This window comes from Pseudomonas sp. MYb2 (assembly GCF_002979955.1).
Taxonomy (GTDB): domain Bacteria; phylum Pseudomonadota; class Gammaproteobacteria; order Pseudomonadales; family Pseudomonadaceae; genus Aquipseudomonas.
The window spans coordinates 1-22,983 of record NZ_PCQC01000006.1; the positions used below are offsets into that span (position 1 = coordinate 1).

Sequence of the window (22,983 nt, forward strand, 5' to 3'; positions counted from 1 at the left end):
TCGCCGGTGGCGCCGAAGGTCAGCACGCCGGGTTTGTGCAGGAGTTCTTCGAGCTTCAGGTCGGGGCGGGCGCTGACGAGTTCGAGGTCGAAACGGAACGGTTCATTGAGGGCTTCGCGACCGGTGAAGCTGAGGACTTGCAGATCGGCGTTGGCGCCTTCGAGCGTGAGGGTAATGTGTGTTGCGTTGGCGTCCAGCATGCCTTGAATTCCGTCCGTTGAATAAGCAGGGGGCGGATGTTGCAGGATTAAGCCGCCTCGTTCAAGGCGCAAAAGCCGTATGCGTGGGCAACAGGTGGTATAGGGAAAACCCCTAGATGGCGCGTTTCACCCAATAAAACCGGGCATTTGATAAAGTCTGAAGCCAGCCTGTGACGATCATTCCTACAAACGAAGATTGAAGAATCGCCAGTCAGATTCAGACTAAAGTCGCCTGTAGCACGTCAAAGCCATCTGCCATCATTGCCGTTCACCCCCGCGTGGTTCTCTTCCTCCCGGCTTATTAATGAGCTGGGACGGGAGCTATTTTTCGTTTGTTGCGCGCTTGCGCAAACGCTGCAGTGTTGGAGTTTTTCATGCGTCCCCCATTTTCCCTCATCACCCCGCGCCAGTCGTTTGGCTTCGGAGCCTTTGTGCTGTGCGCAGGTTTTACCGCACAGGTTCAGGCCAGCGGATTCCTTGAAGACACTACGGCGAAAATCGAATCGCGCACGGTGTATTTCAACCGCGATTTCCGTGATGGGCACACCTCAAGCGATCAGGGCGCTTCCAAGCGTGAAGAGTCGGCACAGGGCTTTATTCTCAACCTGCAATCGGGCTACACCGAAGGCACGGTCGGCTTTGGCATTGATGCACTGGGCATGCTGGGTTTTCAGCTCGATTCCAGCCCGGATCGCAGCAACAGCGGCTTGTTGCCATCGAGCGGCGAGAACCCGCGCGGCTCGAAAGGTCAGTACGCGAAAATGGGCCTGACCGCCAAGGTCAAGGTCTCGGACACAGTGCTGAAGTACGGCGCGCTGTTGCCGGATCTGCCATTGCTGAAATACAACGACGGTCGTTTGCTGCCGACCATGTTCAATGGCGCGATGCTCACTTCTAAAGAGGTAAAAGACCTGACCTTCATGGCCGCGCGCCTGGACAAGTACACCGCACGCGACTCCACCGATTCGCAAGACATTCGCGTGCACTGCAAGAACAAGCGCTACGCGTGCAATACCACCGCCGATCATTTCGACATGTATGGTTTTGACTACAAGATCAATGATCGCCTGACCGGCCAATATCACTACGCCGAACTGGAAGACATCTATCGTCAGCACTTCGTCGGTCTGGTAGCCAATCAGCCAATGGGTGGCGGTGTGTTGAAGGCCGACTTGCGCTTGCTGAAGAGCGCCGACAGTGGCGATGCGAAAGCCGGCTCCATCGATAACCGTGCCTTGAGCGGCATGTTGTCCTATGCGCACAGCGGCCACACGTTCAGCGCCGGTTGGCAGCGCATGAACGGCGACAACTCGATGCCGTACCTCGATGGCAGCAATCCGTATCTGGTCAACTATGTGCAGGTCAACGACTTCGCCGCCGCGCAGGAACGTTCCTGGCAATTGCGTTATGACTATGACTTCAAGGCCATCGGCATCAATGGTCTTAGCTTCCTGACCCGTTATGTGAACGGTGATCACATAACGGTGCTGGGCAGTGATCAGGAAGGGAAGGAGTGGGAACGCGACAGCGAGTTGAAGTATGTGATTCAGACGGGCACGTTCAAGGATGTGAGTGTGCGCTTGAGGAATGCTACGTATCGCACCAATTACGAGAAGTTTGCCCGGGATGTGGATGAGACTCGGGTGATTGTGAGTTACAACTTTTCGGTGTTGTAGGTCCTGGATGTGTAGTGCTTGATCGGGCGCTATCGCGAGCAGGCTCACTCCTACAATGGATCAATGTTGAACGCGATATCCGCGTCCGCTGAAGATCCCCTGTAGGAGTGAGCCTGCTCGCGATGAGGCCCTTGAAATTGCTGCTATAACCAATGCCAGAACCGGCTCCAGAATCCGCGATTCAAATCCTCTTTGCACCCGGCATATTGCCGCGCATACACATCCGAGCGGTTCTGCACTTTGCGCGCCGTCGGCATCAGCCACGCTTTGCTGGCGTAAGTCTTGTTGCGGAAGCCGCCCCAGCCTTCGTGGTAGTTGAGGTACTGGTTATAGGCATCGTACTTGTAGACGCCGTTGATCGAATAGGTCTTGTCCATGTACCAGCCGACAAAGTCGATGGCGTCGTCGAAGTCTTCGCGATCGGCGCCGCTGCGACCGGTGCTTTTCTGATAGTCGGCCCAGACTTCATCCTTGGCTTGCGCATAGCCCGATGCGGTGGACACACGGCCCCACGGGATCACCCAGAGCAAGTATTTGCGCGGAGTCTTGGCGTCGTAGCGGTAGCCGGATTCCTGATACATGATCGCGAAGGGCACCTGAATCGGCACGCCCCAGCGTTTTTGCGTGACTTGCGCCGCGTCGTACCAGTCGCTTTTCTCGCGGAAAATCTCGCAGATATCTTCTGGCGAGCGGGGCGGCGAGGTGCCGCACCCGGTCAGTAGCGTTGCCAGTGTCAGTAGTCGCAGCGTCTGCCCGTATTTCAAAAGCCGTTATCCCGTCGTGCGCAAAAAGGCCGACAGTCTACGGCCTAGCTCAATTGGTGACGATAGGGCAGATCCGGACCAGTCTTGCTGCAGGTCAGCGCAGCGGCTTGCACGGCGAACTTGAGCATGGCGTCGATCTGCTCGCGGGCGAGTTGTTGCACGCCTTCGACCGAATCCAGGCCATGCTCGGTCAGCCAGGTAATCAGCGCGGCCTGGAAGGTATCGCCAGCGCCAACGGTGTCGGCGATTTTCACCGACACCGCCGGCACAGACCAGCTGCCATGGTGGCGGCTGAACACGCTGGCGCCGTCGCCGCCACGGGTGAGGAAGACGATCTGGCAGCGCTGTTCGAGCCAGCCTTCGATCACGCGCTGCGGGTCCTGTTCGGGGTAGAGCAGGCTCAGGTCTTCGTCGCTGACCTTGATCAGATCGGCCAGTGGTACCAGCGTCGCGATGCGTTCGCGCCACAGGTCGATATTCGGCTCGGGATTGAGGCGTACGTTCGGGTCGAGAGTGATCAGGCGTTTGCCGCTTTCGCGCTGTACCAATGTCAGCAAGGTGTCGCCGATCGGCTGCACCACCAGCGAGAACGAGCCGATGTGCAAGCCACGCACCTCCGGACCAAGCGGCGGCAGATGCGCGCGACTCAGTTGCCGATCGGCACAGCCTTCGCCACGAAAGCTGTAGTGCGGCGAGCCATTGGCACCGACGGCGACCATTGCCAGCGTAGTCGGCGCGGCGAAGTCCACCAGATAGTCCGGGCACACACCTTCGTCCTGCAGCACTTGCTGCAAGCGGCGGCCGAGGTAGTCGGTGGACAGTCCGCCAAACAAGGCCGAGTCCACGCCCAGACGGCGCAAACCCACGGCGACGTTGAACGGCGAGCCGCCGGCAATCGCCTTGAAATTCACTTTCGACGCCAGACCGCTGGCGTCGTCTTCACTGAAAAAATCAAACAGGGCTTCGCCACACACCAAATACATAATTGTTTGCTCTTTATAGGGTCGCGACATGCTGTTGATAGCGTTCATAGGCCTGCTGAAACGCCGCAACGTTGGCGGCAATCGGCAGGGTTTCGCTGCTTGGATCGAGTTTCACGCAGCGTTGGCACAGCTCGGCGAGGCTGTCTTCGTGGCCATTGGACCAGGATTTGCACCACGCCGCTTGAATCGCCGCGCCGAGGGCGGCGGCTTCGCTTTGTTCGGTGCAGATCACCGGAGTATTCATGATGTCGGCGACGATCTGTCGCCATACCGCGCTTTTCGAACCGCCACCGATCAGGCAAATGCTGCGGCTTTGTAAACCATTGTGGCGGAGCAAATCCAGTCCGTAACGTAGACCAAAGGTTGTGCCCTCGACGGCGGCGCGGCACAGATTGGCCTGGGTCAGGTTGTCCAGCGTCAAGCCGTGCAGACTGCCGGTGGCGTGGGGCAGCGCGGGTACGCGTTCGCCGTTGAGAAACGGCAGCATGCTCACGCCGTCGGCGCCGATGGGTGCCTGGGCGACGAGTTCGTTGAACTGCTGCAGATCAAGGTCGAACAACTCGCGAATCGCGCCGGTGGCGTTGGTCAGGTTCATCGTGCAGATCAGCGGCAACCAGCCGCCGCTGGACGAGCAGAAGGTCGCAACCGAAGCGTCCGGGCTGACTTTCGGTGCGTCGGAATAGGCGTACACCGTGCCGGAAGAGCCCAGGCTCATGGTGATCGCGCCGGGCTGAATATTGCCGGTGCCGATGGCGCCCATCATGTTGTCGCCGCCACCACTCGATACCTGTGCGTTGGGGTTGATGCCAAGGTGTGCGGCAATCGCCGGGAGGGTCGCGCCGACGGCTTGATGCGCGTCAATCAGCTCCGGCAATGCCGCTTGCAGGCGTCCGCTGGCGTCGATGTCGCGCAGCAGTTGCAAGTCCCATTGGCGGGTGCGCACATTAAAATAGCCAGTGCCGGAGGCGTCGCCGTATTCGCTGCAGGCGCGGCCGGTGAGCCAGAAGTTGAGGTAGTCGTGGGGCAGCAGAATGCGCGCGATGCGTGAGAACACCACGGGATGCTGTTCTTTGGTCCAGAGCAGTTTCGACACCGTGTAGCCCGGGGCGATGACCACGCCGAGGCGTTCCAATGAGCCTTTTTCGCCGCCCAGATGAGTGAGCAGACGGTCATTTTCGGCGCTGGTTTCGGTGTCGCACCAGAGCTTGGCCGGGCGCAGGACTTCACCTTGATCATCGAGCAGGACCAGACCGTGTTGCTGGCCGGAGACGCCGATGCCGAGGATCGACTGGCCGTCGACATTTGCCGCCAGCAACGCCTGGCGGGTGGCGAGGGCGAAGGCTTCGAGCCATTGCTGGGTGTCTTGCTCGCGGCGGCCATTCGCGCCGCTGATCATCGTGTGTGCGGCGGCGCCTTGACCTAGCACCTGGCCGCTGGCGGCGTCGAGGATGATGGCTTTGGTGCCTTGGGTGCCGCAGTCGATGCCTAGGAACAGTTGTTGTGTTGTCATGTGTGGACCACTCGGGTGTGGTGAAGATCAAGAGCTTACCCCCTCACCCCAGCCCTCTCCCCCAAGGGGCGAGGGGGAAAGGGAGCCGATCGGGGGCTGTTCAAAAGCTGAGTTCGACTCCGGTTCTCTCAACCGGGGCTGTTCAAAATTTGAGTTCGACTGCGGATCTCTCAATCAGGGGTTGTTCAAATCCTGAGTTCGACTCCGGACATTCAGGTCGATGTAACTTGTACAAACCCCTCGGTCAGTTCCCTCTCCCTCTGGGCGGTCCGACGTTTCGGGAGGGCTAGGGTGAGGGGCTTTTCAATCCAGAATCCGCTGCAAAGTCCGCGTCACACCGTCCTCGCGCAAACTGTTGCAGCACCACTCAAACGCCGCCACAAACTCCGCCGAACGCGGTATCGCCGTGCCAAAAATCTCTTCGACCGCCAACAACCGCTGAGTCATTAAAGCATCGTCCGCCACCAACGCCTGACAAAACGCCGCGCGCGGATCAGGAATCGAATAGGTGTCGCCATTCTCATCCACCCCCTTCAAATACAACGCCCACGCCGCCACCACCAACGCCGCACGTTTAGTCTCCTGCCCATCAGCAATCAAGCGATTGATCGTCGGGATGGTGAACTTGGGAAACTTCGAGGAGCCGTCCGAACACACCCGTTCCAGTTGATCGGCAATCGCCTGATTGGAGAAACGCGCCACCAGCGTGTTTTTGTAATCCGTCAGATCAATGCCGGGCACCGGCGCCAGTTGCGGGGTCACGTCCAGATCCATATAGGCGCGCATGTAACGCACGAACAGCGGGTCGTTCATGGTCTCGTGAACAAACCGATAGCCTTTCAAAAAGCCCAGATAGGTCAGCGCCAGATGGCTGCCGTTGAGCAGTTTGATTTTCATCTCTTCGTACGGCGAAACATCGTCGGTGAACTGCACGCCGACCTTTTCCCAGGCCGGCCGACCGTTGACGAATTTGTCCTCCAGCACCCACTGCACAAATGGTTCGCAGACCACCGGCCAGGCATCGTCGACCCCGTGTTTGTCGGCCAGTTGCAGGCGATGGGCAGTGCTGGTCATCGGCGTGATGCGATCGACCATGGCGTTGGGGAAACTGACGTTGGCGTCGATCCAGCTGCACAGATCGCTATTGCGCAGAGAGGCAAACGCCAGCAGCGCCTTGCGCGTCACGGCGCCGTTGTGCGGCAGGTTATCGCAAGACATCACGGTAAATGCCGGGATGCCCGCTGCCCGGCGTTTTTCCAGGGCTGCACACAAAAAGCCGAACACGGTTTTCGGTGCCTGCGGATTGGCCAGATCATGTTGAATTTGCGGCAGGTGCGCCATGAACTCGCCGTTGCTGTCGTCGATGCAATAACCGCCTTCGGTGATGGTCAGCGAGACGATGCGGATCTGTGGGGCGGCGAGTTTGTCGATCAACGCCTGAGCGCTGTCTTCGGCGAGCAACATGTCACGAATCGCGCCGATCACGCGGACTTCGGTGTCGTCGCTGTCGCCGAGTTCGAACAGGGTGAACAGGTAATCCTGTTCCTTGAGATCATCGCGGGCGCGGCGGTCTTCGGCACGCAGACCGACCCCGCAGATCGCCCAGTCCAGCGCTTCGCCGGTGTTCATCAGCGCGTCGGTGTAATACGCCTGATGCGCGCGGTGGAAACCGCCGACGCCAATGTGGGCGATGCCCTGGCGCGTGTCGCTGAGGCTGTAGGCCGGCAGTTGCACTTCGGCGGCCAGACGATGGAGGTTCTGTTGGTTGAGTTTCATCGGGAGCTCTCGAAATCAGGCCGCAGCGCGCAGCGGACGGGTCAGCGCGACACCTTCGGCATCGAATAAATGGCAGTGCGTCGGATCGAGGTGCAGGCTCAGTTGCTCGCCGTAACGGCTGGCCAGATCCCCGCGCACGCGCATGGTCAGGGCTTCGCCGGCATTCGTGGCGACGTGGCAGAAAGTGTCGCTGCCGAGGCGCTCGCTGACGTCGGAGGTGACTTGCAACGTGCAGTCGCCCGCTTGCGCCAGTTCCAGGTGTTCCGGGCGGATGCCCAGGGTCACGGCGCTGCCGACGCTCAGGTTGGTGGTATTGAAGGGCAGGGTGATGCGCGTGCCGGCGTCCAGCGAAACCTCACAGCTCTGGGCGTCGAGGAGGGCGATCTTGCCCTTGAGGAAACCCATTTTCGGTGTGCCGAGAAAACCGGCGACGAACAGGTTCGCGGGGCTGTGATACAGGTCCAGTGGCGAGCCGACTTGCTCGATCTTGCCGCCATTGAGCACCACGACCTTGTCGGCCATGGTCATCGCTTCAACCTGATCGTGGGTCACGTAGATCATCGTCGCTTGCAGGTCTTTATGCAGGCGCAGCAGTTCCAGACGCATCTGCACGCGAAGCGCAGCGTCGAGGTTGGACAGCGGTTCGTCGAACAGGAATATTTTCGGATTGCGCACAATGGCGCGGCCAATCGCGACGCGCTGACGCTGGCCACCGGAGAGCTGTTTCGGCTTGCGCTCAAGCATCGGGCCGAGTTCAAGAATGCGCGCGGCCTCGCCGACTTTCTTCTCGACTTCGGCTTTCGGTACGCCGGCCAGATCGAGGGCGAACGACATGTTCTTTTTCACGGTCATGTGCGGATACAGCGCGTAGGTCTGGAACACCATCGCCAGATCGCGCTTGGCCGGGCTGACTTCGGTGATGTCGCGGCCATCGAGTTCGATGGTGCCGCCGCTGACTTCTTCGAGGCCGGCGATCAGCCGCAGCAGGGTGGATTTGCCACAACCGGACGGGCCGACGAAGACCACGAACTCCTTGTCGTTCACCTCAAGGTCAATGCCTTTGATGATGGAGAAACCTTCGAAGCCTTTTTGCAGATTCTTGATTTTCAGGTTGGCCATGAGGATGGGCCTCCGAATTGTTGTTTTTTTAAGATCAAAAGATCGCAGCCTGCGGCAGCTCCTACAGGAGATTTATGCCGATACGACATTCCGTGTAGGAGCTGCCGAAGGCTGCGATCTTTTGCTTTTCAATCTTCATTTCACGGCGCCGAACGACAGGCCGCGCACCAGTTGTTTCTGGCTGATCCAGCCGAAGATCAGAATCGGCGCACACGCCAGGGTCGAGACTGCCGACAACTTGGCCCAAAACAAACCTTCCGGGCTCGAATACGAGGCGATCAGAGCGGTCAGTGGCGCCGCTTTCGACGAGGTCAGGTTCAGCGACCAGAACGCCTCGTTCCAGCACAGAATCAGCGACAGCAGCACAGTCGAGGCGAGGCCACCCTTGGCGATCGGCAACAGCACGCGGACCATTTCCTGCCACAACGTCGCGCCGTCGAGGCGGGCGGCTTCGAGGATGTCTTTGGGGATGTCCTTGAAGTAGGTGTAAACCATCCAGACCACGATCGGCAGGTTGATCAGCGTGTAGATCACGATCAGCGCGATGCGCGTGTCGAGCAGGCCGAAACTTTTGGCCAGCAGGTAGATCGGCATCAGCACGCCCACCGGTGGCAGCATTTTTGTGGAGAGCATCCACAGCAGCGTGCCTTTGGTGCGCTGGGTTTCGTAGAACGCCATCGAGTACGCCGCCGGCACTGCGATCAATAGGCACAGCGCCGTGGCGCTGAAGGAAATCACTACCGAGTTCCAGGCGAAGCTGAAGTAATCGCTGCGCTCATTGATGTGCAGGTAGTTCTCCAGCGTCGGCGTGAAGATGAACTGCGGCGGCGTGGCGAACGCGTCGATCTCGGTTTTGAAACTGGTCATCACCATCCAGAAGATCGGGAAGAAAATCACGATCGCGATGGCCCAGGCCAGGGTGCCGAGCAGCAGGCTTTGCAGCCGGCGGGATTGTTGGAGAGTCATGGCAGGCCTCAGGCTTTGTCAGTCAGGTTTTTGCCGATCATCCGCACCAGAATGATCGCGGCGATGTTGGCGATGACCACGGCAATCAGACCGCCCGCCGAGGCCATGCCGACGTCGAACTGCACCAGCGCCTGGTTGTAGATCAGGTAGGCGAGGTTGGTCGAGGCGTAGCCGGGGCCACCGTTGGTGGTGGTGAAAATCTCGGCGAACACCGACAGCAGGAAGATCGTTTCGATCATCACCACCACGGCAATCGGCCGTGCCAGATGCGGCAGGGTCAGGTGCCAGAAGATCGCGATCGGCCCGGCACCGTCGAGGCGCGCCGCTTCTTTCTGTTCCTGGTCGAGGGACTGCATCGCTGTCATCAGAATCAGGATCGCGAAGGGCAGCCACTGCCACGAGACAATGATGATGATCGACAGCAGCGGGTAGTGGGCGAGCCAGTCCACCGGTTGCGCGCCGAACAACTTCCAGATGTAGGCGAGGATCCCGGAGACCGGATGGAAAATCAGGTTCTTCCAGATCAGCGCACCGACCGTGGGCATGATGAAGAACGGCGAGATCAACATGACCCGCACGATGCCGCGCCCGAGAAATTCGCTGGCTTCAAGCAATGCACTGATCAACACGCCGAGGACCACGCTGATCAGCAGTACGCTACCGACCAGCAGCAGTGTATTGGTGGCACCCGGCATGAAGCCCGAGTCGGTCAGAAAGTAGCTGAAGTTTTCCAGCCCGACGAATTCGTTTTCCCCGGGATACAGCAGGTTGTAGCGGATCAGCGAAAAGTAGATGGTCATGCCCAGCGGCACGATCATCCACAGCAGCAACAGGGCCACCGAAGGGCTGACCAGAAACCAGCCGGGGTTGCGTACGCGGACCTTGCGCGCAGGTTGCGACAGGTCGAGGTGGGCTTTGGCAGTTGAAGTATTCATGGTGATCACAACCGAGTCATACAGACCTATGGAGATCTAATGTAGGAGTGAGCCAGCTCGCGATGGCGGTGTGTCAGTCACCGTCTGTTTCAGATTGAAAACCGCCATCGCGAGCAGGCTCACTCCTACAAAAGGCAGGAGCGAGCTTTGCGGGTTACTTGGGATACCCGGCGCGCTTCATCTCGCGTTCAGTGGATTGCTGAGCGGCGGCGAGGGCTTGATCCACCGTGGTCTGGCCAATCAGCGCTGCCGAAAACAGCTTGCCGACCTGGGTGCCCACGGCCTGGAATTCAGGAATGGTCACCAGTTGAATGCCAATGTACGGCACCGGTTTGAGCGTCGGTTTGCCCGGATCGGCAGCCTTCAGCGATTCCAGCGTGACCTTGGCGAACGGTGCTGCGCTCATGTAGGCGTCGCTGTAGGTTGAGGCGCGGGTGCCCGGTGGTACGTTGGCGATACCGTCAGTCTTCGCCACCAGCTCGCCGTACTCTTTGGAGGTCGCCCAGGCGCTGAACTCTTTGGCGGCATCCTTGGCTTTGGAGCTGGTCGGAATCGCCAGCGCCCACGAGTACAGCCATGCCGAACCTTTGTCGGTGACCTGATGCGGGGCGAAGGTGAAGCCGACGTGATCAGCAACCTTGCTCTGGGTCTTGTCGGTGACGAACGAACCGGCGACGCTGGCATCGACCCACATCGCGCATTTGCCGCTGTTGAACAAGGCGAGGTTTTCGTTGAAACCGTTGCTCGAAGCACCCGGCGGGCCAGATTTCTTCATGGTGTCGACGTAGAAGTTCAGTGCGTTCTTCCACTCGGGGCCATTGAATTCCGGCTGCCATTTTTCATCGAACCAGCGCGCGCCGTAGGCGTTGGCGACCGTGGTGATCAGCGCCATGTTTTCGCCCCAGCCGGCCTTGCCGCGCAGGCAGATGCCGTACTGTTCTTTATCCTTTTTCGTAAGCTTTTCGGCGAACCCGGCAATCTGTTCCCAGGTCGGACGCTCGGGCATGGTCAGGCCCGCATCCTTGAACAGGTCGGTGCGGTAATAGGTGATCGAGCTTTCCGCGTAGAACGGCAGGGCATACAGCGAGCCCTTGACCGAAAGGCCTTCGCGCACCGATGGGAACACATCGTCGAGGGCATAACTGGCCGGCAGATCCTTCATTGGTTCGAGCCAGCCTTTGGCGCCCCACAGTGCCGCTTCGTACATGCCGATGGTCAACACGTCGAACTGCCCGCCCTGGGTGGCGATGTCGGTGGTCAGGCGTTGGCGCAGAACGTTTTCTTCCAGTACCACCCAATTGAGCTTGATGTCCGGATGCTCGGTCTCGAAAGTTTTCGAGAGCTTTTGCATGCGGATCATGTCGCTGTTGTTGACGGTGGCAATGGTCAGGGTCTGGGCGCCAAGGCTGACGCTGCTGAGGGTCATGCAGGTGAGGGCAAGCAGAGCTTTTGCAGTGGGTTGCATCGTGCACTCCTTTTCTGCGCCCGGTGGGTAGCAGAAGGACAGTTATTGTTTTTGTGTCTTCCGACGACAGGAAGAATGTGCACTGATTACAGCCTTCAATCGCAGGGCTGACAAATCATCCCTAGCACTTTTATCGATACTTTTTTGCACTGGTGTTTGGCAGTGTAAACGCAGGGAAGGGGTTTTCAGCGGTCAGACGCTATCGAATGCGTACAGGTTTCTGATGCCGACGCAGCCCTCTGTAGGAGTGAGCCTGCTCGCGATAGCGGTGTGAGAGTTTGCAGATATGTTGGCTGACACTCCGCTATCGCGAGCAGGCTCACTCCTACAGGGGACCGGGTTGTCAGGTGTGGTTTTGTTCGGTCAGGCGCTGCACTGCGAGCCGACGGTAATGCGATGGCGTCATGCCTTTGAGCTGCAGGAAGCGCCGGTTGAAATTGGAAATGTTGTTGAAGCCCGATTCGAAACACACCTCGGTCACCGGTTTGTCGCCATCGGCCAGCAGCTCGCAGGATTTACTGATACGCAGGCGATTGACGAACTCGATGAAGTTGCGCCCCGTCGCCTGCTTGAATACGCGGCTGAAATAAGTCGGCGTCATTGCGAGATGCTCAGCGACTTCCTCCAGTGCTATATCGCGGGCGTAATGGCTGAATATGTAATCGACCGCGCGGTTGGTCCGGTCGATGTTGTGCTCGTCGGCGAGTTGCGCAGTGGTTGCGCCGGACAAAAGCTGAAAGTCATCGCTGGCTGCGAGCAGCTCCATCAGGATGAAAAAATGCCCCAGCCGGGTGATGCCTGTGGAGTCGGCAATACGCTGCATCAGCGTCATCGCCTGGCGAATGGTGCGTTTGCAGCGAAACTCGATACCGTATTGCGCGCGCTCGAGCAATGGCGCCAGGGATTTCAGCTCGGCAAACACCTGATGGCCACTCTCGAACAGCTCGTCGGTGAAATTGACCAGCATGTCGCGTTTCTCGACGACTTCATCTTCGGCGACCTGGCTGATCCAGTTGTGCGGCAGATTGGGGCCGGTAAGAAACAGCGTTTCCGGGTAGAAGTTGCCTATGTAGTCGCCGATGAACACTTTGCCCGAGCTCGCCACGATCAGATGCAACTCGTATTCCTTATGGAAATGCCAGCGCACCAGCGGGCATGGGAAGCCGTGCTGGCGGTAGATGATGGACAACCCGTTATGGTCATCCATCAACTCGTAAGAGGGGTCGGTTACGCGGGCTGTTCGGCTCATGTCAGGACGCTTTTATTATTATCGCCTGGCGATCATGCCCCTTTCAGCCCGATTGATACAACGTGCGTCCGTAAACTGCTTTCATGCTGTTGGCGACCCAGCAGTTGCGGACAATCTCGGATTCATCGAAAAAGTCGGTGCTGATGATGCTGCAACGGGTGACCCAGCCGCGGCTTGAGTGAAACCAGTCATTGAGTTGTTTCTTGATGTCGCTCGGCCCGCCTAGTAACGAGTAGCAGGTGGCTGGCAGTGACCAGATGAATGTTTCATGGGGCGTACCCTCCAGAGACTTTTCGATATGAAGGCCGAGTGCCGTCGTGTCGGTAAAAACTCTCTTGTTCCACTTGTGCGGGATCTGCGGCCAGAAATAGTTTCTGTCCTGCTCGGGTGAGTAGGGCGCTGCCATGACGATGCGGCGCTTGCTACTGCTGCGTTTGAGTTCACCTATCGTAGTAATTGAGTCCATATGGGGAATCAGTCGTGAACCGAGGCGATTGAGCATAAAGTCACTCAGGCGCTGCCGATCAAAAGACTTGTTACCATCACCCAGTTGATGAAAGTCCAGGACAATGAATTCGTCGGGATTCCGATCGAGGAAAGCCGCAACCGCCTCGACCAACTCATCGAGCACGCGGTGTGACTGAAAACCGTTGTGGTGAAAGTAATACAGCGGGCGCTGCGGCCCGGCAGTGCACCCGAGGCGAATATCGAATGCGCGGGCGCCGTTGTCCAGTTGCCAGGCGAATGAATCGTTCTGGCACGTCGTCCAGTGACCGAGCACGACCTCGTAGTTGGGCGCTTTTTTATCCATGCCGCTGTTGTGGGTGCCGGGCCAGACGATATCGGTCAGCTTGAGCTGATCGATATCCAGTACTTGGCTCATCCAGGTCTGCTTGTCGAGTGTTGCGGTGGCGCTGCTCATCGTGACAACTCCTTGTCGTCATACATCGCCCCATCCTTGGGCGATTGTTGAAATATCCGATGCCGAGGGTGACATCGTCCAGTTTCACCGATTGTCGGGAAAGCTCGAATACAGCATACAAACACCGAAGAACATTACCAGTCGCGGAAATATCCGCTAAAAAATAGCCAATGAATGGCACTCGACAGTATCAGTTACCCGCGTCGCGCTTTACTCAGATTCGTGCTGATGCAGAACGCAACCAGTCGGGTTTCTTCGAAGAAATCGACGTTGACGACATTGCAGTTCTGGAGCCAGTCACTATTGGCGGGGTCAAACCAGCGATCCAGTTCGGTATGAATGTCGACCGGGCCACCCAGCGCCGCATAACTGGTCGCTGACAGCGACCATGGTGCGTATCGAAAAGGCGGAGAGGACATTGTTGTGGCGATGAATTTTTGCAGGTCGCTGGCACTCGGAGTTTGCGTTCCGATCCATTGATGGTGGAGCTTCGGGTTAAAGTATTTATGGTCAAGTTCATGATGCTGTGGCGCATGAATCAGGATTCGCTGCGTGCGGCTTATGCTTTTCAGTTGTTGCAGATTCAGGCCGCTATTGCTGGCAGGGATGATCCTGTTACCCAGCAGTTTAATGAGCATGTGGTTGAACCATGCAAAGTCAAAGGGCCGGTCGCCATCTTTCATTTCATGAAAGTCGAGGACAATGAATTCGTCGGGATACTCTGAGAGAAAGCGCTCTATGTCGGTTATCAGGTGAACAAGCGAGCGTGAAGACAGAAAGCCGTTATGCTGGAAACGAAATTTGTTAAGTTTCATGCCGCTGTTCTGGTAAGTGAGCCGTAAATCCAGGGCTCTGGCGCCATTGAGCAGTTGGTCATAAAAGGACTTGTGCTGGCAAGCCACCCAGTGTGCGCCCGGGATCAGGGCGTATGAGGCCTTCCAGTCGCAACCGGCGTTGTGAGTACCAGGCAGGCTCAACTTATAGAGCGGTAAAACATCAATGGCGGTATTGGCACTCATCCAGTTAGTGAGTGCGTAGTTGCTGGTTGTTGCGCTGTTCATGATGGCGTCCCTGTAGTAATAATTAATCAAGTGACTTGCTCGCTGTCTGGGCAAGTCACTTGTTTTTAATTTAATTCGAGGGCTTTGATCAATGAATTAGTTGATGCTGGATATATGTATTGTTAAGTGTCTTGCTGTCAGTTGTTATCTGTTTGATTGCGGTTTTTGGCTTCAATCCATTGCGCCATGTATTGAGTACTTTTGTGATGGTGGTGGCGCAACATGCTGCCAGTGAAGTTTGACTTTCTTGACTGCGCCATGTTTCGCAAACAGTCCTTCAACTTGTCGATGAGTAACGGGCCATGTACCGACTTCCGATAACGCTCGTCCAACATCGACTGACCTGCCTGGCGGGCTGCTTCCCAGCGCTGTTCGTCGCGGTAAAGTTGCACGGCATGGTTGGCGAAATCCTCTGCGGTGCAGGTGATTGCGCCGGGCCACGGCATGCCGCCGTGCATGGCTTCCGCACCGATCGGTGTGGTCACGGACGGTGTTGCGCACAGCATGGCATCGACAATCTTGCCCTTGATGCCGGCACCAAACCGCAGTGGCGCCAGGCACACCCGCGCAGCTGACATGACTTGCAAGGCATCTTCGGCCCAGTTCATTACGTGGAAACCTTGCGCCGCATTGTGCAGCGCCGTGGCCTTGGGCGGGGTGTAGGCGCCATAGATGTGCAACTGCGCTTGCGGCAGTTGCGCGCGGATCAACGGCCAGATCGTGGTTTTCATCCAGAGCACCGCATCCCAATTGGGCGCGTGACGGAAATTGCCGATGCTGAGGAAGTGCGCGCGCTCGGCGAAAGTGCGCGGTTCGGCTGTCGGCAAGTCGATCATCAGTGGACACCAGTGCAGCAGCGCGACCGGCAGGCCAAATTCCTCGACCAGCAATTGGATCTCGACTTGCGAAATCATCAGGTTGAGGTCGCAACGATACAGCGCGGCGATTTCCCGCTTGGCCAGGTCGCTGTCGGCCATCAACTCGAACTCTTCGCGCAACGCCGGTACGAACAACGAGGTGAAATCCTGATTGTCGGGATCTTCCCTCAAGCGCTCCTTGAGGCGCTGCTGCCTTGCGTGTCGCAGGCTTTGCAGGTCGGAGGTTTCCAGCACGCGCAGGGCTTGCGGGCAGTGTTTCTCGACCCGCCAGCCGAACTGTTCTTCCATCATGAATTGATCGAACAGCACGATGTCTGGCGCTAATTGGCTGAGGAAAGCATCGAAGCTGCTGTTGTTGAGTTCGATCGGTACTTCACGAATGCCCAAAGCACTCAGGTCAGCCTTGTGTTCACCGGGGCCTGCCGGGCTGCTGAAGGTGATTTCCCAGCCTTGCTCAAGGAACGTTTCGAGAATTTGCATGACATGCCCACTGGCTGCCGAAGAGCGTGGTTCGGGCCAGACGTAGCCGATGACCAGGACTTTGGTGGCGGGGGATGTGTTCATGAGCAGATGTTCCTTGAAAACGGGCAGGGCAAAACGGGCGCGCAATTAGACCACAAGCCGAAGATCGATCAGTCGATCCGGACTCGCTCAATGGGTAATGACCTGGAGCAGTTGCTGCCGCGAAGCGGATGTTTTGGCAAAGATCAGTGAGGCAAAATGCCGTTCACCTTGTCGCGCAGTTGATCGATGGAAAACGGTTTGCCAATGACGTGCATGTCCGCAGGTACATCAATGGTTTCGGCATAGCCGCTGGCGAACAGGATGGGCAGGGCTGGGTGCAGCGTTCGCGCCTTGGTGGCCAGTTCACGGCCATCCATGCCGGGCAGGCCGACATCGGTCATCATCAGGTGGATTTTTTCTCCCTGATTGCGCAACCATTCCAATGCCTGCTCGCTACCATCAGCCTCCAGCACCTTGAACTCCAGCTCCTCAAGCACATCGACGATGAGCATGCGCACGATGTCGTCGTCTTCTACGACAAGGATGGTGAACGGCGGGGTGGACATATTGAAGGCTCTCAAGAAATTAACGCTGGGTTTCGGCCGGTCGAATGTGCCGGGCTCTTGCATGAGTAAGTAGCGCATGGCCACAAGTTCCCGAACTGACACAAAAAAGCTTAGCTGCAGTTGAGGCGGGCAAGGATAACTGTTGGCACATACCGCCGTGCAGGGGAAAGTGGGAAAATCCTGCTAAATCTGTAGGAAAAATGGATCCATGCTGCCATTTTGGGGCAAACTCCCTGCTTTTCACCCGATCGACAAGGCTGCCCCATGTCCTCTTCGTCCTCAGTTGATGAACAGCGGTTTCGTAAACTCCTGAGTCGCAACATCAGTCTGCCCCTCGGCGTAGGCATACTCAGTGCTGTGTTCTTTGTGTCGCTGATTACCTATTTGCTGTCGGTGATCCAGTGGGTCGAGCACACCGACCGGGTGATCAATAACGCCAATGAAGCAGTGAAACTCACGGTCGACCTGGAAACCGGCATGCGCGGCTTTCTGCTCAGCGGTGACGAGCACTTTCTCGATCCGTACGAGACCGCCAAGCCGCGCATAACCGTCGCGCTCAATACCTTGCTTGAGCTGACCGCCGACAACCCCGTGCAAACCGATCGTCTGCGCCGTCTCAAGGCCTTGCAGACCGAGTGGGCGAACTATGCGCAGTCGATGATCGACCTGCAGCGCTCCAGCGGGGATTACAAGGCCGCCGTGAAGGCCGGGCGGGGCAAGCGCCTGACGGATGAAATCCGTAAACAGTTCGAAGATGTCATCGAAACCGAGCAAGTCCTGCGTACTACGCGTAACGAGGAAGTGCGCCGCACGACGATCTGGAGCATCAGCCTGTACCTGCTGTTCATTGCCGGTATCAGTGGCTTGCTCGCCTATATCGGGCGGCGTGATCTGGTCAACCTGTCGCAAAGCTACGGCGCGACGCTCGCCGCACAGGATGCCAGCGCCTATCGCCTGGAGCAGCAGGCGTGGCTGCGCAACGGTCAGACGCAACTGGCCGAACAAGTGCTGGGGCAACTGACGCTGAATTTGTTGGGGCGCAACATTCTGCAATTCTGCGCGCAGTACCTCGGTACCGCTGTGGCGGCGTTATACGTCCGCGAAGAACACGGTGGCCTGAAACGAGTGGCCACTTACGGGTTCTCCCGCGAGCAGGAAGAACAGGATCAGTCGATTTACAGCGGCGAAGGTATCGTTGGCCAGGTCGCGCAGCAGGCGCGTCTGATTCGCCTCGATTCGGTCCCGGCCGATTACTTCAAAGTCAGCTCCGGCCTCGGCGAAGGTCTGCCGCACAGTGTGCTGGTCGTTCCAACCAGCGATGACGACCGGGTCAACGGTGTGATCGAACTGGGTTTCCTGCGCCCGCTCACCGATCGCGATATCGAGTTGCTGGAACTGATTGCCGGTAATATCGGTACGTCGATCGAAGCCGCCCGTTACCGCCAGCGTTTGCAAGAGGTGCTTGCCGAAACCCAGCAGCTCAACGAAGAGTTGCAGGTGCAGCAGGAAGAACTGAAAACCGCCAACGAAGAACTGGAAGAACAGTCGCGGATTCTCAAGGAGTCCCAGGCGCATCTGGAAACCCAGCAAGTCGAGCTGGAACAGACCAACGAACAACTCGCGGAGCAGGCGCAAACCCTGGCCGAACAGCGCGATGCCATGGACCTGAAGAACACCGAACTCAATCAGGTTCAGGTGCAACTTGAAGAGCGCGCCGAAGAGTTGCAGCGTTCGAGCAAGTACAAATCCGAATTCCTCGCCAATATGTCCCACGAACTGCGCACGCCGCTGAACAGTTCGTTGATTCTGGCCAAGCTGCTGGCGGAAAACCCGCAAGACAATCTCAGCGCCGAACAGGTCAAGTTTGCCGAGTCGATCTACTCCGCCGGTAACGATCTGCTCAATCTGATCAACGATATTCTGGATATCTCCAAGGTCGAGGCAGGCAAGCTTGAAGTGATCGCGGAGAACACCAGCGTCGCGCGTCTGGCCGAAGGTTTGCGTGGTGTGTTCGAACCGATGGCGGCAGACAAGCGCCTGACCTTCAGTGTCGATTTGCTGCCGGGAACACCGGCAACACTGTTCACTGACCGCCAACGCCTTGAGCAGGTGATCAAAAACCTGTTGTCCAACGCTGTGAAGTTCACTGAGCAAGGTACTGTCAGCCTGACCATCAGTGGCCAGCCGAATGACTGCGTGGCTTTCGTCGTGCGCGACTCCGGGATTGGTATCGCCGCCGATCAACAGGAAAGCATCTTCGAAGCGTTCCGTCAGGCCGATGGCACGACCAATCGCAAATACGGCGGTACCGGCCTGGGCCTGTCGATTTCGCGTGATCTGGCGACGCTGCTGGGTGGCACGATCAGCGTCACCAGCACACCGGGGCAGGGCAGTGTGTTCACGTTGCTGATGCCTCAGCAGTACAACGAGTCCGGCGAGGTCTCGACTGCGCCGTTGACGTTTACTCCGCCGCCACAGGCTGCGGCCGTTGTACCTGCGGCGATGGTTTCTCCACTGGCGCCGGTGCACATCCCGCGTTTCGCCGATGATCGCGACAAGGCACCGTTCGCCACGCGTTGCATCCTCGTGGTGGAAGATGAGCCGAACTTTGCGCACATCCTCTACGATCTGGCGCACGAACTCGGCTATCAATGCCTGGTCGCCCATGGCGCAGACGAAGGGTACGATCTCGCCCGTGAATTCGTTCCGGACGCGATCCTGCTCGACATGCGCCTGCCGGACCATTCCGGCCTCACCGTGTTGCAACGGCTCAAAGAGCATGCCGAAACCCGCCACATTCCGGTGCACGTCATTTCGGTTGAAGATCGGGTCGAAGCGGCCATGCACATGGGTGCAATCGGTTACGCGGTCAAACCTACGACTCGCGAGGAGCTCAAAGACGTGTTCGCTCGTCTTGAAGCCAAACTGACCCAAAAGGTCAAACGCGTGTTGCTGGTGGAAGACGACGACTTGCAGCGCGAAAGCATCGCGCGCCTGATCGGCGACGAAGACATCGAAATTACCGCCGTCGGCCTCGCCCAGGAAGCTCTGGAAAAACTGCGCACGACGATCTACGACTGCATGATCATCGACCTGAAGCTGCCTGACATGCTTGGTAATGATCTGCTCAAGCGCATGTCCACCGAGGACATCTGCTCGTTCCCGCCGGTCATCGTTTACACCGGACGCAACCTGACCCGCGACGAAGAGGCCGATCTACGCAAGTATTCGCGCTCGATCATCATCAAGGGCGCGCGCTCGCCAGAGCGTTTGCTGGATGAGGTCACACTCTTTTTGCACAAAGTCGAATCGCAGTTGTCCCATGAACGGCAGAAGATGCTCAAGACCGCGCGCAGCCGCGACAAGGTCTTCGAGGGTCGCAAAGTGCTGTTGGTGGACGACGATGTGCGCAACATTTTCGCCCTCACCAGCGCGCTGGAGACCAAAGGCGCAGTCGTGGTGATCGGCCGGAACGGTCGTGAGGCGATTGAGAGACTTAACGAAGTCGAGGACATCGATCTGGTGTTGATGGACGTGATGATGCCGGAAATGGATGGCTTCGAAGCCACCGTTGAAATCCGCAAGGATCCGCGCTGGCGCAAGCTGCCAATCATCGCGGTGACGGCCAAGGCCATGAAGGATGATCAGGAGCGCTGCCTGCAAGCGGGCGCCAACGATTACCTGGCCAAGCCCATCGATCTGGATCGCCTGTTCTCGCTGATTCGCGTGTGGTTACCGAAGATGGAACGCATTTAGTGGAACGCAGTACGCCAGCTGAACGAAACAGTGAAATCGAGCTGCGCTTGTTGATCGAGGCGATTTACCTCAAGTACAGCTACGATTTTCGCGATTATTCCGGTGCTTCGATCAAGCGCCGGGTGCAGCACGCACTCGGCCAGTTCGAATGTGCGACCATTTCGGCCCTGCAGGAAAAGGTTCTGCACGATCCGACAGCGTTCATGCAGTTGCTGCAATTGCTGACGATTCCGGTCAGCGAGATGTTTCGCGACCCGTCGCACTTCCTCGCGATCCGCAGGGAAGTGGTGCCGTTGCTGCGCACTTATCCGTCGATCAAGATCTGGATCGCCGGGTGCAGCACGGGCGAGGAGGTCTATTCGATGGCGATTCTGCTGCGCGAAGAAGGCCTGCTTGATCGCACGATCATCTATGCCACGGACATCAATCCGCGCTCGCTGGACAAGGCCAAGCAAGGGATCTTCTCGATGGAGAATGTTCGCGCGTATACGGCCAACTATCAGCAGGCCGGTGGTCAGCGCTCGTTTGCCGACTACTACACGGCAGCGTACGGTTACGCGATTTTCGACAAGAGCCTGTGCGAAAACGTGACCTTCGCCGATCACAGTCTGGCGACGGACAGCGTGTTCTCCGAAACCCAATTGATTTCCTGCCGCAACGTGCTGATTTACTTCAACAAGAAGCTACAGGATCGCGCGTTCGGGCTGTTCCATGAATCGCTTTGCCATCGCGGCTTTCTGGTGCTGGGCAGCAAAGAGACGCTGGATTTTTCCAGCTACGCAAACCAGTTCGAAGCGCTGGTGAAACAAGAACGGATCTACCGCAAAACATGAACGAGGCCGTGGATTTACCTCGCGTCGAGGCGATTGTGGTCGGTGCTTCCGCCGGTGGCGTTGAGGCGCTGTTGAGTCTGCTCGTGCCGCTGCGCCGAGGCTATGCATTGCCGATCATCGTTGTTCTGCATCTGCCTGAAGAGCGCCGCAGCCAATTGGCCGAGGTCTTCGCCCGGCGCGTGGAGCTGCCGGTGCACGAAGCTGCCGACAAGCAGGACATCGTTGCCGGCAATGTGTATTTCGCCACGCCGGGTTATCACCTCTCGGTGGAGCAGGATCGCAGCCTTTCGCTGAGTCTTGAGGACCGCGTGCATTATTCCCGGCCTTCGATTGACTACCTGTTTGAATCGGCCGCCGACGCTTACGGTGCATCACTGGCCGCTGTCCTGCTGACCGGCGCCAATCACGATGGCGCGCGCGGGCTGGCCGAGGTCAAGCGCTGCGGTGGCTTGACCATCGTCCAGGATCCCGAAGAGGCGCAAGTCGCCACCATGCCCCTGGCTGCATTGAAGGTTCAGCAGCCGGATCATGTCCTACCCATTCACGGCATCGGCCGTCTGCTTGTCGAGCTGGAACGAATCGCATGCTGAGTAATATCCAAGCCAAACTGCTGATCGTCGACGATCTGCCGGAGAACCTGCTGGCACTCGAAGCGCTGATCAAGCGTGAAGACCGTACCGTCTACAAAGCCTTGTCGGCGGATGAAGCGCTGTCGTTGCTGCTGCAGCACGAGTTCGCCATGGCCATCCTCGACGTGCAGATGCCGGGCATGAACGGCTTCGAACTCGCCGAGTTGATGCGCGGCACCGAGAAAACCAAGAACATCCCGATCATTTTCGTCAGCGCCGCCGGTCGTGAACTGAACTACGCGTTCAAGGGCTACGAAAGTGGGGCGGTGGACTTTCTGCACAAACCGCTGGATATCCATGCGGTGAAGAGCAAGGTCAACGTTTTCGTCGACCTGTACCGCCAGAGCAAGGCGATGAAGCAGCAGGTCGAAGCGCTGGAGCAGGCCCGCCGCGAGCAGGAAGCGCTTTTGCAGCAACTGCAAAGCACCCAGCTGGAACTGGAGCAGGCGGTGCGTATGCGCGATGACTTCATGTCGATCGTTGCCCATGAAGTGCGTACGCCGCTCAACGGTCTGATTCTCGAAACCCAGTTGCGCAAGATGCACCTGGCTCGGGACAACGCAGCGGCATTCACCCTCGACAAGATGCACGCCATGGTCGACCGTGATGAACGGCAGATCAAAAGCCTGATTCGCCTGATCGAAGACATGCTCGATGTGTCGCGCATTCGCACTGGCAAACTGTCGATCCGGCCGAGTCGTTTCGATCTGGTGCAATTGGTCAGCAACCTGCTGCAAAACTTCGCGGCACAGATCGAAGCTGCGGAAACCGACGTGTCGTTCACCGCGCCAGCACCGGTGGAAGGCCATTGGGACGAGTTCCGCATCGAGCAGGTGGTGACCAACCTGCTGACCAACGCTCTGCGCTACGGCGGTCGGAGCCCGATCCAGGTTCGGGTTTACCGCGAAGGCGATGAGGCGCGGGTCGAGGTGCAGGACCGTGGCATCGGCATCAGCCAAGAGAATCAGAAGCGTATTTTTCAACAGTTCGAACGGGTTTCCGCCAAGACGGTAGTGGCCGGGCTCGGGCTGGGTCTGTTCATTTCCGAGCAGATCGTCGCCGCCCATGGCGGCTCCATCGTCGTCGAGAGTGAAATCAACGAAGGCGCCCTGTTTCGCGTTTGTCTGCCGATCCAGGAAAACGGCAAATCCGACGCAACCTCTGAGTGACCGCACGGTCGTATCAGCAGCT

At 58.0% G+C, this 22,983-nt stretch carries 18 protein-coding genes and 1 pseudogene; 5 read left to right on the forward strand and 14 right to left on the reverse strand.

What is annotated here, in order from left to right:
- A pseudogene (locus tag CQ009_RS11410) lies at positions 1 to 200 on the reverse strand (type VI secretion system tip protein VgrG); the annotation flags it as partial.
- A gap of 374 nt (positions 201 to 574) precedes the next feature.
- Here CQ009_RS11410 and CQ009_RS11415 point away from each other — a divergent pair.
- A complete protein-coding gene (locus tag CQ009_RS11415) occupies positions 575 to 1,876 on the forward strand; it encodes an OprD family porin (protein ID WP_105706190.1) in 1,302 nt (433 codons plus the stop codon).
- Between the two features lie 143 nt (positions 1,877 to 2,019).
- Here the strand turns inward: CQ009_RS11415 and CQ009_RS11420 are convergent, their stop codons facing one another.
- The 13 genes from CQ009_RS11420 to CQ009_RS11480 form a co-directional block, all read right to left on the reverse strand.
- On the reverse strand, positions 2,020 to 2,640 hold the full coding sequence (locus tag CQ009_RS11420; protein WP_105706192.1) for a hypothetical protein: 621 nt from the start codon (positions 2,638 to 2,640) through the stop codon (positions 2,020 to 2,022).
- Between the two features lie 44 nt (positions 2,641 to 2,684).
- The gene (locus CQ009_RS11425) at positions 2,685 to 3,623 is read right to left on the reverse strand and encodes a carbohydrate kinase (protein ID WP_105706195.1); all 939 of its coding nucleotides are present in this window, start codon (positions 3,621 to 3,623) and stop codon (positions 2,685 to 2,687) included.
- Between the two features lie 13 nt (positions 3,624 to 3,636).
- The gene (xylB, locus tag CQ009_RS11430; protein WP_105706197.1) at positions 3,637 to 5,133 is read right to left on the reverse strand and encodes a xylulokinase; all 1,497 of its coding nucleotides are present in this window, start codon (positions 5,131 to 5,133) and stop codon (positions 3,637 to 3,639) included.
- Between the two features lie 303 nt (positions 5,134 to 5,436).
- Positions 5,437 to 6,909: a mannitol dehydrogenase family protein gene (locus tag CQ009_RS11435; RefSeq protein ID WP_105706199.1), complete on the reverse strand. Its 1,473-nt coding sequence runs from the start codon at positions 6,907 to 6,909 to the stop codon at positions 5,437 to 5,439.
- Between the two features lie 15 nt (positions 6,910 to 6,924).
- A complete protein-coding gene (locus tag CQ009_RS11440; RefSeq protein WP_105706201.1) occupies positions 6,925 to 8,028 on the reverse strand; it encodes an ABC transporter ATP-binding protein in 1,104 nt (367 codons plus the stop codon).
- 135 nt (positions 8,029 to 8,163) lie between these two features.
- A complete protein-coding gene (locus CQ009_RS11445) occupies positions 8,164 to 8,994 on the reverse strand; it encodes a carbohydrate ABC transporter permease (protein WP_034154211.1) in 831 nt (276 codons plus the stop codon).
- An 8-nt stretch (positions 8,995 to 9,002) separates the two neighbouring features.
- Entirely contained in the window at positions 9,003 to 9,929 is a 927-nt protein-coding gene (locus tag CQ009_RS11450; RefSeq protein WP_105706829.1) for a carbohydrate ABC transporter permease, read from the reverse strand.
- Between the two features lie 154 nt (positions 9,930 to 10,083).
- Complete coding sequence (locus tag CQ009_RS11455) at positions 10,084 to 11,394, reverse strand: sugar ABC transporter substrate-binding protein (protein ID WP_064389858.1); 1,311 nt, start codon at positions 11,392 to 11,394, stop codon at positions 10,084 to 10,086.
- A gap of 343 nt (positions 11,395 to 11,737) precedes the next feature.
- Positions 11,738 to 12,643: an AraC family transcriptional regulator gene (locus tag CQ009_RS11460; RefSeq protein ID WP_064389859.1), complete on the reverse strand. Its 906-nt coding sequence runs from the start codon at positions 12,641 to 12,643 to the stop codon at positions 11,738 to 11,740.
- A 43-nt stretch (positions 12,644 to 12,686) separates the two neighbouring features.
- Positions 12,687 to 13,565: a phospholipase gene (locus tag CQ009_RS11465; protein ID WP_105706204.1), complete on the reverse strand. Its 879-nt coding sequence runs from the start codon at positions 13,563 to 13,565 to the stop codon at positions 12,687 to 12,689.
- A 194-nt stretch (positions 13,566 to 13,759) separates the two neighbouring features.
- The gene (locus tag CQ009_RS11470; protein WP_105706206.1) at positions 13,760 to 14,626 is read right to left on the reverse strand and encodes a phospholipase; all 867 of its coding nucleotides are present in this window, start codon (positions 14,624 to 14,626) and stop codon (positions 13,760 to 13,762) included.
- Positions 14,627 to 14,763: 137 nt separating this feature from the next.
- The gene (locus CQ009_RS11475) at positions 14,764 to 16,068 is read right to left on the reverse strand and encodes a glycosyltransferase (RefSeq protein ID WP_105706208.1); all 1,305 of its coding nucleotides are present in this window, start codon (positions 16,066 to 16,068) and stop codon (positions 14,764 to 14,766) included.
- Positions 16,069 to 16,211: 143 nt separating this feature from the next.
- Positions 16,212 to 16,574: a response regulator gene (locus CQ009_RS11480; RefSeq protein ID WP_064389863.1), complete on the reverse strand. Its 363-nt coding sequence runs from the start codon at positions 16,572 to 16,574 to the stop codon at positions 16,212 to 16,214.
- Between the two features lie 264 nt (positions 16,575 to 16,838).
- On the opposite strand from CQ009_RS11480, the gene CQ009_RS11485 reads away from it, so the two are divergent.
- From CQ009_RS11485 to CQ009_RS11500, 4 genes are read left to right on the forward strand one after another with little or no spacing between them, the layout of a single operon-like run.
- Positions 16,839 to 20,330, forward strand: a complete 3,492-nt coding sequence (locus tag CQ009_RS11485) for a response regulator (protein ID WP_105706210.1) — start codon at positions 16,839 to 16,841, stop codon at positions 20,328 to 20,330.
- A complete protein-coding gene (locus tag CQ009_RS11490) occupies positions 20,330 to 21,163 on the forward strand; it encodes a protein-glutamate O-methyltransferase CheR (RefSeq protein ID WP_064389865.1) in 834 nt (277 codons plus the stop codon). Before CQ009_RS11485 ends, CQ009_RS11490 begins: the two co-directional genes overlap by 1 nt.
- On the forward strand, positions 21,160 to 21,753 hold the full coding sequence (locus CQ009_RS11495) for a chemotaxis protein CheB (RefSeq protein WP_064389866.1): 594 nt from the start codon (positions 21,160 to 21,162) through the stop codon (positions 21,751 to 21,753). The genes CQ009_RS11490 and CQ009_RS11495 overlap by 4 nt, the downstream gene beginning before the upstream one ends.
- Entirely contained in the window at positions 21,747 to 22,961 is a 1,215-nt protein-coding gene (locus CQ009_RS11500) for a hybrid sensor histidine kinase/response regulator (protein ID WP_105706213.1), read from the forward strand. Before CQ009_RS11495 ends, CQ009_RS11500 begins: the two co-directional genes overlap by 7 nt.
- Positions 22,962 to 22,983: the final 22 nt, after the last annotated feature.